The sequence below is a fragment of the Candidatus Avelusimicrobium stercoris genome, assembly GCF_002437085.1.
Lineage (GTDB): Bacteria > Elusimicrobiota > Elusimicrobia > Elusimicrobiales > Elusimicrobiaceae > Avelusimicrobium > Avelusimicrobium stercoris.
The window spans coordinates 1-10,870 of the sequence record NZ_DJOA01000011.1 but is presented as its reverse complement, the minus strand read 5'-3'; the positions used below and the strand labels follow the sequence as shown (position 1 = coordinate 10,870).

The window sequence follows — 10,870 nt, the reverse complement described above, 5'->3', positions numbered from 1 at the left end:
AAGGTTCTGCCAAAGGAACTGGACGAGGAAAAACTGCCAAAGCCCGGTTTATTGGCGGGGTCCCGCTGAAAATTAAGCGTTTTAAAATCGTTATTCCACGGCCCGTTCCCGCCTGCATAGGACTGGTCTTCCAACAAAACGGCCAAGCCCTCATCCAACCAGGTGGGCGTCATAATGCGGCCCGTTTTGTGGCTGTCAAAAAATTGCTGGGTAAAAATATGGGTTAGTTCGTGGGTAAAGCTTTCCTTTAAATTTTGTCCCTGTTTGTTGCCGGGCGTGTCATACACCACAATTTCCCCGCGCGTCGGGTACGCAAGCGCGCCGGACCACGCCTTGGCGTTAGGCTCGTAACGCAGGTAGGATTGGTGGTCCTGATACACAAACACGCGCACCTTACCGGACATCATCCACGGAATAAAGCGGCGCAAGGTTTGGTAGGCGTTTTCAAACGTCATAGACATATTGGACGAACTAATCCCGCTGCCTGTGCGTTTTTGGGTATAAATTTCAAAGTGCGTACTTTGCGACGGCACCCACGTTACGCCGGGGCGGAAGGCATTGGGGTTAAATTTTTTATTGGGCGCGGGAACCTTGTTCGGGCGGTTTTGGGAGGCGGGCGCCGGGATTTTCCGTCCGGCGGATTCGGCGGCCTCTTTGGATTTTTCCAACATACGCACCGCGTATTCCAGTTCCGCGTCGGCGGCGGCTTCTTCGCTGGATTCTTCTTCGGTATTTTCCGCTTCGGCTTCGTTTGCGGCCTGTTCGCCGGGCGGCAACAGAGCGTTATTTTTTTCAATATCTTTTTCTAGTTGCGTGGGTTTTACGGCCTTTTGCGGGGAAGCGGCTTTTTTAGCCGTGTTGGTTTGGGCCGCGGTGCGGCGTTTGGATTTAGCGGCCTGCACGCGTTTAGCCGCGGCCGGAGAAAGCGTTTTTTTAGCCGGAGCCACCGAGGTTTGCACCGACGTTACCGTACCGCCCATAGAAAGCGGCATATCCAAGGTATTGGCGGAATTGGCCGGAGCCGTTGCGGTCGGGGTATTCGCTGTTACTGCCGGGGCAGGTGTTTTTGCCGCAGGAGCCGCCGTTTTAGGGGCCGAAACCGCCGGCTGGGAAGCCTCAATAGATTGCTTTAATAAGTCTATATTGGAATCGGGCTCGTCCACCACCACAGGGGCAGGCTGGTTCTGCACCGAAACCCGCTGGGCATACGCCGGAACCACAGCCAAACAAGCCACCACTAAAATAACAATTGCTCTCATACCCCACCACCGCTTACATTACGTCCACACTGGAATCAATCGTATAGGTCAGTTTACACTTGTTATCCTGCATTATAGCGTCGGTACCCGTAGAGTCAAACGCCGCGGTAACGGTATAGGTTTGCCCGTTAAGCGAAATATTGCATTTGTATGTTTTTTCTACTTGGGCGGTAGGGCAGGTACCCGTGGAAGCGTCCTTGCAATACATAATGCACTGGTTCATATCGCGCGCGAACATTTCGGGGCTTTTGGCGGCCCACATACTGTTTATTTGCGCCATACAAGAGTTTACCAGCATCTGCGCAGAAACCGTGCGGCGCGTTTTGCGCGCGGCGGTCGTGCGGGACAAACTGGCGCGCAGGAGCATCGTCGCCATACCCGCCAAAATAACGGTAACCAACAAGACTTGCAATAAAGCCGCACCTTTTTTATTTTTCAAAATCATATAAGACCCCTTATGCCTTTACTCTGTAACCGTTAGGCAACATAAAAATTTGTTCCACAGCGTCGTTCACTACCGGGGTGCTGTCCAATTCAGTAATCAAACGCACCTGTAAAATACTGCCCAAATCCTTGCGGCGCACGGAAACGGCCGACGCGCTGGTATCCTTTACGCTATACGTTTCCGGCCCAAAGAACGGCACCGGGTAATAAGTATCAGAGCCGGAGGAACCAATCGGCGGAATAAATTTTACGTTATAAAGGAACACATCCGTATTGGCATTATAACTGCAAGACGGCGCGCTTCCGCTCCAAGATACCGTCCCTTCGTGGCGGTAAATCGTTCCGCCCGAGAGGGCTTTTTTGTCCGGAGCGACCTTTTTACTGCCCGGCACAAAACAATAAGTAATGTAAGAATTACCCGCACCAATGGCGTTTCCATCAATATCCTCGTTTTTAGCCAAGGATAAAAGCGGGATTGCCGTTCCGGCCGTAGCGCTGTCAATTTTTCCGCGGACATAAAGCACGCGGGTGGATTCCTGCACATCTTGGCGCAATTGGCGCAAGGCAATGGACAGGTTGTTGCGCAGCATTACTTTACTGCGGCCTACGCCCGATTCGCGCGAGGCGGCCGTCGTCAAGGAAGCAAGCGCCACACCGATGATACCTACAATCATCACCGCTAACAAAATTTCAGTTAAGGTAAAACCCTTTTTGTTCGTCATAACGTAAACCCGTTGCAAGTAATATTAAAGGTAACTTGGTGGCCCTTTGGTTCCGAGTAACCCGTTACCATATTGTCTGCACTGTAAGGGGGCGTAGTGAAACTGAATTTCTCCACCGTATAAGTAAAACTGGAATTGCTGTAATCGCACAAGGGCGGTAACATACACTTGATGTTATGCGTACCAAGCGACAGAGGAGCGCTGTCCGAAATGCGCACATCCGAGGGAATCAAACTCCCGCCGCACATACCGTTAGCGTATTGTTCGTACAGTTTGCTGTCGCTCATATCCTCCGACGGATACATTTGCAACAGGTCGTTGGCACGTTCCACTGCAAGCACCATTTCCTCGCGGATATCCGGCGCACCCGATTTGCGCGCCACAGAAAGTAACACGCCAAAGGTTCCCGCCGCCACCAGTGCCAGTAGCCCCAAGGCAATCAAGCCTTCCAAAATGGTTACACCTTTCTTTTTAGTTAAAACACGTTTTAAAAATTGCACCATAATATACTCCTACTTGGAGGAATCCTTTGCCTTCATAGACTGGTCCACATAAATATGGTAAGCACTGTTTTTGCTTACGTCATATTTATCGCCGGAACCGTCCGCCCCCTTTACTACTACAATAGGGGTATTGGTGCCCGTGGCTTCGGTCAAGCGGCAAGTTTCATTAGGCACTTGCCCCGGGCGCGGGTCGCACACCGTAAAGGTATAAGGTAAACTAATAAAATCTTTAAACGACAAATAACCGCACGCAAACAACTGTTTGATTTCCACCGTGCCCGTGGTTTTTTGAAGCGGAATACCCGTTTCGGACGGGGCCACACAATCGGATGCCGCAGCCAAAACTACATTGTTTTTATCGGCGTCCACCGTGGGCGTAAAGGATTGGCCCTTGGGCACCCCGCCGCGGCTGACCTGATAATAAGCACGCACGGCCTGGGCCAATTTATGGGCGGCGGTTTTGGCTTGGCTGTTTTTTACCTCGTAGCGCACCGAACGCAACACCGGCACCGCCATAGACACCACTACGGCAATAACCAGCAGCACCGCCAAAATTTCCATTAACGTAAAACCTTTTTTATTCGTCATAAAGGCTCCTAAAAACTTTCCACGCCCACTCCGGCGTCGGACACACAATAAGAATACCTTTTATAGCGATCCGAAAGTTTGCCTAAATAAGCCGATTTGGGGGTCATTTTTACAAAGCAAGAGGAATCGGACGTATTTAACGCATAGGAAAAATATTCCGAGTTATCGCCAGAGCGGTCCGTTTCCAACAGGCCGCATTGCACCAAGGCTCCTACCGTTGGGGTAGAGGTAATAGCGACGTTGGACGAATAACAGGCCGACGGGTCCAGCAAATACCGCTGGGCCGCCTGGGCGAGGGCGTTGGCGTAGGCCTTGGCGCTGGCCGCGCGCGCATCCGAGGCGCTGTTGCGGTAAGCCACCGTAGCAAACACCGCCAAAATGCCGATAATCGTAGCCGCAATTAAAAGTTCAATTAAGGTAAAACCATTTCTCTTCATAAAACTCCCCATTAATACAGTATTGCGCAGTTTTGCCCCTTTGTCAAGTTTAGTTTTTGGGAATACGCTTGATGGTGCCGCTGCGCAAGAAAGTTGCCCCGTAATATTGGCCTGCCGTCGGACTGGCCGCCACAGATTCAAAGGTGCTGTCTTCCATACAGGCCACTACGCCCGCGTTGTTATTGCAACACGCGGTAGTGGTAGCCGTATTCACCGGGCAGGCATAAAACTTGTAGCCCTTATAAACACTGGTGATGGTGTTATCAAACGGAATAGGCGACATATATTTGCGCACCACCAAGGCCTTTTGGTAGTTGGAATTGGTTACCTCCACATCCGTACCCAGCGTACCGCTCATATTAGAGGAAGTTACCTGCTGGGCCGATGTCGGAAAGGCATACCCTTCCGCCTGCAAGGTGCGCAGGCCGTTGCCCAAATCCATAAGTACGCCTTGGGCCGCCAAGTAGCGGTTTTTATCTTGCGTTTTTTTATAGGCCGGCACGGCAAACACCGCAACGGACACCGCAATCACCACTACAATAAGCACTTCAAGCAATGTAAAACCTTTCTTCATATTTTCCCCCGATTAGTTGCCGCCGATTTGGGACAATTTAAAGATAGGCAAGAAAATAGAAGCCACAATGATACCGATAAGCGCACCGACGCCGCAGATTAAGATAGGGTCAATAACCGCGGAGAAACGGGCAATAAACTGGTCCACGTTATCAGCGTAGAATTTGGAAAGCGTGCCGATAATGCTGGGGAGTTTACCAGATTCTTCACCCATCAGCATCATTTCCGTCATTAAGCCCGGAAAAACGCCCGTAGCGCGGAACGATTCGGAAATGGCTTTACCGGCCGCCACTTCCGTGCGGACGTGCTTCAAGGCGTTTTGGATAATGACGTTACCGTCAAAGGATTCTTCCAATACCAAGATAGCATTCAAAATGGTTACACCGCTTTTAAGCAAGGTGCACAGCGTAGAAAGCATCCGGTCGTAGTAAATGTTTTTAAGAAAGTTTCCGAACAGCGGCATAGAAATTAAAAATGCGTGCCAGCGTTTTTTGCCGTCCACGGTTTTGATGTAGAAGCGGAACGCCACAAACAGGGCAATCGCGGACACGATAATCAAAATACCGTTGTTAATCAGCAAACTGGACACATTTAAGACGACGACCGTAATCATCGGCAAGTCAATGTTAAAGTCCTTAAAGATTTGCGCAAAGGTCGGCACGATGCCCAAAATAAAGTAAATAAGCACGCCGACAGAGGCTAACATCAAGATAGCCGGATACGTTACAGCCGTGATGATTTTGCTCTTCATCCCTTCCTGCGTTTTGGTGTAGAGCGAAATCTGCATCAAGGTATCGGCTAACTGACCGCCCACTTCGCCCGCCTGCACCAAGGAGAGCCAAATGTGGCTGAACGTTTTGGGGTGCTGGGCAAGGGCCGAGTGCAAGGACTGCCCGCCCGCAATATCCTTGGCTACCTGCGTAAGCACATAGCCCAAGGTGGGGTTGGAAGCGTATTCACCGAGCAGCGATACCGCGCGCACCAGCGGCACACCGCCGGCAATCAGCGTGGATAACTGTTCCGCGAAGAACGCCAAAACGTGGCCGGGGACCTTGCCGCCTTTCTTTTTGGAGGAACCGCCGCCGCCAAAAAGGCCGCCGCTTCCTTCCTGTACATCCAACACCAAATAGCCTTTGTTTTGCAGGGCGAGAATTACTTTTTCCCGGTTATCTGCCGATACGGAACCCTTAATGGTTTTACCGTTGCCATCTCTGACTGTATAAGTATATTTTTGCATAAACCCTCTATTATTCGTCTGATGTCGTAATACTCAAAATTTCATCTACCGTCGTTTGCCCACGGATAACTTTATGCCACCCGTTTGCACGCAGGTTGAGCGAGCCGGAACGTTCCGCCGCCCGTTTTAATTCCACGAGGTCCTGCGTTTTGTAAATAATGTTACGCATTTCCTCCGTCATACGATATACTTCGTAAATAGCGCGGCGGCCCATAAACCCGGTGCCGAAGCACTTGGGGCAGCCGACCGCTTTAAAGAACGTCCAAGAGTTTTGGTCGCGCGGATTCAAATGGCCTTCCTTGATAATACGCTGTAAGGTGGCCGGATCCGGGATGTGCGGGACCTTGCAGTACGGGCACAAAATACGCACCAAGCGCTGCGCCGCCACCAACGCCAAGGAAGACGCGAGCAAGAAAGGTTCCATACCCATATCAATCAAACGGGGCACGGCGCCCAAGGCTTCGTTGGTGTGTAGCGTGGAAAGCACCAAGTGGCCGGTTAAGGCCGCTTTCAAGCAGGCTTCGGCGGTTTCGTTATCGCGGACTTCCCCCACCAGAATTACGTCCGGGTCCTGACGCAAGAATGAACGCAAACCCGCCGCAAACGTAAGGCCAATGGCCGGCTTTACCTGTACTTGGCTGATACCAGCCAGTTTGTATTCCACAGGGTCTTCCAGCGTCATAAAGTTTAACTCGGGCGTGCGGATAGTGGTAAGTACCGCGTTTAAGGTGGTAGATTTACCGGAACCCGTAGGCCCCGTCAAGAAAATCAGCCCGTGGGGCAAGTTGGCCGCGTCCAAGAACGCTTTTTTCTGGTCCGGTTCAAAGCCCAGTTTATCCACGTTCATTTCGCTCGTACCTTTATCCAAGATACGAAGCACCAGTTTTTCGCCATATACCGTCGGACAGACAGATACACGGACTTCAATGGAGCGGTTTTGGTAGCGGATAGTAAAACTGCCGTCCTGCGGCAAGCGTTTTTCCGCGATGTCCAATTTGGACAAAATTTTAATACGGGAAATAATAGCGTTTACGGATTCTTTGGCCGGGGCCGTGCGTTCGTACAAGGAACCGTCAATACGGAAGCGCAAACTCACGCGCGCATCAAACAGTTCCAAGTGAATATCAGACGTACGTTCCGTAATGGCCTGGCGCAAAATAGCGTTTACCTGCTTTACGTACTGCGAAGCGTTTGGTGAAACCTTATCCAGGTCCAAGAAGCCGGACACATCCACATCGTCGTCGCTGTCTTCGCCGGAAACTTCTACCTGCGGTTTGGCGGCTTCGTTCATTACTTCTTCCAACAGGTTTTTGTTGGAGTAGAAGTTATCAATTACGTTTAAAAGTTGGCTTTTGCTGGCTAAAAAGGGTTGCACTTGCTTGCCGGACATCATTTTGATGTTTTCCAGCAAGAATACGTTCGTCGGGTCCAGCACCGCTACGGCGAGGGAGTCGTCCTCCACGAACAGCGGGATAACCATATTTTCGCGGGCAAATTTTTCAGGGATGATTTCCTGCAAATTCTGCTCTTTTTCCGGCACCAAAATGCCGTTTTCTTTAGAAGCGTAGGGAACCGCAAAATGTTTGGAGAGCGCCGCCGTTACTTTTTCCTCAGATGCAAAGCCGAATTTTATTACAGCCTCTGGGAACGTTACGTTGTTTTGTTTGGAGAACAACATCGCGCGTTTGACTTGTTCTTCGTTTAACGTGCCTTGTTCTACCAAAATCTCACTTAACTGTTTTGCCATTTCCTAATCCTCTGTATTGGTTGCTTTTGATACTGCCCGCCCCCGGCAGGAACCGGGGGCAGGTTAAAGATATTAACTATTCCGCCAAAATGGTCGGGGTAATGAAGATGACCAAGTCGGTGGTACTTTTAGATTTGGTCTTGCTCGTAAACAGCCAGCCCAACAACGGGATATCGCCCAAGAGCGGTACTTTGCGGGTCTGGTCCGTTTCACGCGAGGTGAGCAGACCGCCGATAACGACCGTTTGGCCGTTTTTCACGCGGACCAAGGTAGAGGCCGCGCGGGTGGTGGTATCTTTGGAAAAGTCAAAGCCGGAACTCACCAAGTCGGAATACGAGGGCTGAACATAGAGCGTTACATAGCCTTCGCGGTTTACCTGCGGGGTAACCTGCAAGGTAAGACCGACGCGTTTTCTTTCCGCAGAGGTGGTGGTCATCCCTTCACCGGAACTGCTGCCGGATTGGCTCATCGTCTGGCCGACAGTGGCGTCCGTAGAGGTGGTGATGGTGGCCGTTTTGTTGTTCAAGGTTACCACTTTCGGTTTACCCAAATATTTGGCTTCACCGCGGGTCAACAAACTTTTCAGCACAATGTTAAAGGCCGAGAAGTCCAACAAACCGCCTTCATCTTCGCCTTCGTCGCTGGAAGAAGAGGACGAAGAACCGGAACCAGAGCCGGAGGAAGAATCGCTATTCAACTGGTCCTTGCTCGGGAAGATATAGTTCCAGCCTTTCACGCCTTGGCCTTTAATGTATTCCAAGTCCACTTTGCGTTTGGGCCCGGTCATAGACACCATCGCGCCATCGCTTCCGCCGTATTCAAAGCCGAGGCTCAAACCGCTCGTCTTGCTGACTTCCACAATTTGCGCTTCAATCAAAATTTGCGGGGGTTTAATATCCAACTCAGCCAAGATGTTTTCCACTTGCGGGAAGACTTCGGCCACGTCGGTAATAATCAACTTATTCGTGCGGGGATCCACGGCAATTTTACCCACGGGGGAGAGCATACTCTTTACAATCGCCGTAATTTCAGCACCGCCGCTGTAAGAGTCGGAACCCGTACCGGAGGAGGAACTTCCCAAGTTCAACCCGGTAGAATCGGACGAACTGGAAGAACTGCTGGAAGATACGTCCTGCGGCATAATGCTATTGAGTTCGCTTTGCGCGGAACCAACACCTTGCAGGGAAATGTAACTAAGGGTATAAATCTTAGTAATCGTATCCGGGGCATCATTGGAGCGTTTGGTTACAACGTAACTGTCGCTCTTGCCGATGCGCTGATAAGCCAACCCTTGCACGCGCAAAAGCGTATCCAACGCTTCACGCACCGTTACACGCGTCAGCGAAGCCGTTACTTTTTTATTGGCGAATTCCTCGCTCATAATAAAGTTGATTTTGGCTTGCGTCGTGATACTGTTCAAGAACGCCGCTATCGGTACGTTAGAAACGCGAATAGACACCTTGCGGTCCAAAGGAGAGGGTTCTTCGGTTTCTTTGTACAGATCGGTTTCGCCATTCAACTTTACCGTCGTATCTTCTGTTACAGCGATAGTGTTGTCGCTAGGCAGGGATTGCCGGGATTTCTGGGCAAAAGCATTGCCACCCAAACTCACAACCGCCACACACGCCAGCGCAACTGCTAAACGATTTGTCATCTATCCTCCTATAATTTTTCCTAAATGATTTGATTACAACTTCATTTTACGAACAAATTTATGCCCCTTGTAAGAAAACACTACGGAATCGGGGCGGACTTCCACAATCCGCGCGCCGTAAATGCTCTTACCTACGGTGTAAATCTTACTGCCGATAAACACTTCCTGGCCGATAATACCGCCGATTTTAATGCGGTTTCTCACCTCGCGGGTCGGGTCTTTAATGCGGGCGAGTTCCAACTGGCGCAAGCGTTCCTCTTCCTCGCGTTTGCGTCTTTCTTCGGCCAATTTGCGCTGGCGTTCCGCTTCCAAAGCGGCCAAGCGCTGCTGCTCGCGGTATTGCAAGAGCAAAAAGTCGTCGGGCGACAAGGTCGGGTCGCGGCGGGATTTGGGGTTATACACCACGCGCGGGGCCGCGGCTTCTTCGGGGTGTTCGGCCACTTCCTCACGCGGAGCCACAAAGCCTTCCCCTTCTTGGGCCGGAGCCACCGGGGCTTCACCCACAGCAGGCGGCACAGGTTGTGCGCCTTCCGGCATTGCCGTAGGCACGGCGGCGGGAGCCTCTTGCGGCAAGGTTTCCACAGACACATCCGCCTGCGCGGCCAAGGCCTTTTGCGCTTGCGGGGCGACCGTACCCGTCATATCTTTTTTGGCGGCACGGCGACCTTTGCGGGCGTTCTTTTGCGCCTGCGCAAACGGCACACAGACAAAAGCCAAAAGTGTAAATAAACAAATGAGTTTCTTCATTATTTTTTACCCCCCTTTCTCTTGGAGGCTTTTTGGGCCTGCTGCTCTTTGATTATTTTATCATAATCTTTAAAGAGACCCTTAGCAATTTTTTCCTTCGGGAAAATGGTGTTAAAGCGCATAGACACTTTATTTACACCCAATTTGCTGGCTTCCTGCTGTTTGGCAATGGAAAACTCGGTAACTTTAATATATTCGTCCAAGTTTTCAATGCCCGCCAAGAACTCGGCAAACGGCGTAAAACCCATTTCGCTGTTTACCCGCAAAGAAGCGGCCACAAAGGTAGAGTTGCTGGTATCTTCGGTCTGCTGGCCCTCAATTTGGGGCGTTACGTTAGCAGCCTTGAAAATGCCCAAAATCTGGCTGAGCAACCACTCGTTTTTAGACTCAATGTCCGGGAATTTCGGCTCCAAGGACAAAAGTTTTGTCTTGTTAGCCTGGTATTCCTGTTCGCTGGTCTGCTGGACGCGGATAGCATCCACTTGTCCGTTATAGTTGCGGATTTTTTCGTCAAATTTACCGTTGGCATAGCGCAACAGCAAAAATACCACGAGCACCGCTACAAACTGTTTGACGAAGAGTTTTACGTTCCCTTCCTGCGCCACCGTTTGGATGTCTTGGAAACCCTTTTTCAGGTTTTCCTGCATTTTAGCCGCTTTTTCCTTCATATCTGCTGCCATAATTAGCGACCTCCTTCCTGCTGCTGACGTCCGCAGGTGAATACGAAACTGGTTTCCGTGCCGGTAGCGGCAGAAGAATCGCCGCTTCTGGACGAGTTACCGCCCGACGTACCCGCTACGTTCGGATAGCGGATGTTGGCTTTTTCGCCGCAGATTTTTTTGAAATTGGGCTGTTGCACGAGGTTATCTCTAAACTGGTTGCCCAAAGCCAAATCAGCGCGGCCGTCTTTACCGGTTTTAATAGCCCCTTCCAACACAATGCTGCGGGCTTCACCGCCC

At 51.0% G+C, this 10,870-nt stretch carries 12 protein-coding genes and 1 pseudogene; all 13 read right to left on the bottom strand.

Going from position 1 to position 10,870, the window contains the following annotated elements; genetic code table 11:
• Positions 1–1,259, bottom strand: a pseudogene (locus tag B2118_RS01855) (hypothetical protein); the annotation flags it as partial.
• Positions 1,260–1,272: 13 nt separating this feature from the next.
• Positions 1,273–1,704 carry a hypothetical protein gene (locus tag B2118_RS01850; RefSeq protein ID WP_428052841.1) on the bottom strand — a complete coding sequence of 144 codons (432 nt, stop codon included), beginning with the start codon at positions 1,702–1,704 and terminating at the stop codon, positions 1,273–1,275.
• A gap of 10 nt (positions 1,705–1,714) precedes the next feature.
• Positions 1,715–2,425: a PulJ/GspJ family protein gene (locus B2118_RS01845; RefSeq protein ID WP_428052839.1), complete on the bottom strand. Its 711-nt coding sequence runs from the start codon at positions 2,423–2,425 to the stop codon at positions 1,715–1,717.
• Positions 2,422–2,928 carry a hypothetical protein gene (locus B2118_RS01840; protein WP_428052837.1) on the bottom strand — a complete coding sequence of 169 codons (507 nt, stop codon included), beginning with the start codon at positions 2,926–2,928 and terminating at the stop codon, positions 2,422–2,424. Before B2118_RS01840 ends, B2118_RS01845 begins: the two co-directional genes overlap by 4 nt.
• Positions 2,929–2,937: 9 nt before the next feature.
• Positions 2,938–3,516 (bottom strand): prepilin-type N-terminal cleavage/methylation domain-containing protein, encoded by a 579-nt coding sequence (locus tag B2118_RS01835; protein ID WP_428052835.1) that lies wholly within the window; start codon positions 3,514–3,516, stop codon positions 2,938–2,940.
• Between the two features lie 8 nt (positions 3,517–3,524).
• The gene (locus B2118_RS01830) at positions 3,525–3,953 is read right to left on the bottom strand and encodes a type II secretion system protein (protein ID WP_428052833.1); all 429 of its coding nucleotides are present in this window, start codon (positions 3,951–3,953) and stop codon (positions 3,525–3,527) included.
• 49 nt (positions 3,954–4,002) lie between these two features.
• A complete protein-coding gene (locus tag B2118_RS01825; RefSeq protein WP_428052831.1) occupies positions 4,003–4,527 on the bottom strand; it encodes a prepilin-type N-terminal cleavage/methylation domain-containing protein in 525 nt (174 codons plus the stop codon).
• A 12-nt stretch (positions 4,528–4,539) separates the two neighbouring features.
• Positions 4,540–5,763 (bottom strand): type II secretion system F family protein, encoded by a 1,224-nt coding sequence (locus B2118_RS01820; RefSeq protein WP_428052829.1) that lies wholly within the window; start codon positions 5,761–5,763, stop codon positions 4,540–4,542.
• Between the two features lie 10 nt (positions 5,764–5,773).
• Positions 5,774–7,510, bottom strand: coding sequence for a GspE/PulE family protein (locus B2118_RS01815; RefSeq protein WP_428052827.1), 1,737 nt, complete (start codon positions 7,508–7,510; stop codon positions 5,774–5,776).
• Positions 7,511–7,586: 76 nt separating this feature from the next.
• Positions 7,587–9,164, bottom strand: coding sequence for a secretin N-terminal domain-containing protein (locus B2118_RS01810; protein WP_428052825.1), 1,578 nt, complete (start codon positions 9,162–9,164; stop codon positions 7,587–7,589).
• A gap of 33 nt (positions 9,165–9,197) precedes the next feature.
• Entirely contained in the window at positions 9,198–9,911 is a 714-nt protein-coding gene (locus B2118_RS01805) for a hypothetical protein (protein WP_428052824.1), read from the bottom strand.
• Positions 9,911–10,591 (bottom strand): hypothetical protein, encoded by a 681-nt coding sequence (locus B2118_RS01800; RefSeq protein WP_428052822.1) that lies wholly within the window; start codon positions 10,589–10,591, stop codon positions 9,911–9,913. Before B2118_RS01800 ends, B2118_RS01805 begins: the two co-directional genes overlap by 1 nt.
• A 2-nt stretch (positions 10,592–10,593) precedes the next feature.
• On the bottom strand, positions 10,594–10,870 hold a 277-nt coding region (locus tag B2118_RS01795; RefSeq protein ID WP_428052820.1), incomplete at its 5' end, for a hypothetical protein.